The sequence below is a fragment of the Taklimakanibacter deserti genome, from assembly GCA_003574785.1.
This window is the reverse complement of record QORU01000072.1, coordinates 1-568: the sequence shown is the minus strand read 5'-3', so window position 1 is coordinate 568 and position 568 is coordinate 1. Positions and strand designations below refer to the sequence as shown.

Annotated in this window: 1 rRNA gene; it reads right to left on the bottom strand. The window is 54.9% G+C overall.

From position 1 onward, the window contains the following. Positions 1 to 568, bottom strand: a 23S ribosomal RNA gene (locus tag DS839_RS35990); the annotation flags it as partial.

Here is a 568-nt window from a genome sequence, read left to right as displayed (position 1 = left end):
TTTGTTGCTTCAGCACCGTAGTGCCTCGTCATCACGCCTCAGCCTTGATTTTCCGGATTTGCCTGGAAAACCAGCCTACACGCTTAAACCGGGACAACCGTCGCCCGGCCAACATAGCCTTCTCCGTCCCCCCTTCGCAGTAACACCAAGTACAGGAATATTAACCTGTTTCCCATCGACTACGCCTTTCGGCCTCGCCTTAGGGGCCGACTCACCCTGCCCCGATTAACGTTGGACAGGAACCCTTGGTCTTCCGGCGAGCGGGCTTTTCACCCGCTTTATCGTTACTTATGTCAGCATTCGCACTTCTGATACCTCCAGCATGCCTCACAGCACACCTTCGCAGGCTTACAGAACGCTCCCCTACCCAACAACGCATAAGCGTCGCTGCCGCAGCTTCGGTGCATGGTTTAGCCCCGTTACATCTTCCGCGCAGGCCGACTCGACCAGTGAGCTATTACGCTTTCTTTAAATGATGGCTGCTTCTAAGCCAACATCCTGGCTGTCTGGGCCTTCCCACATCGTTTCCCACTTAACTAGTACTTTGGGACCTTAGCTGGCGGTCTGG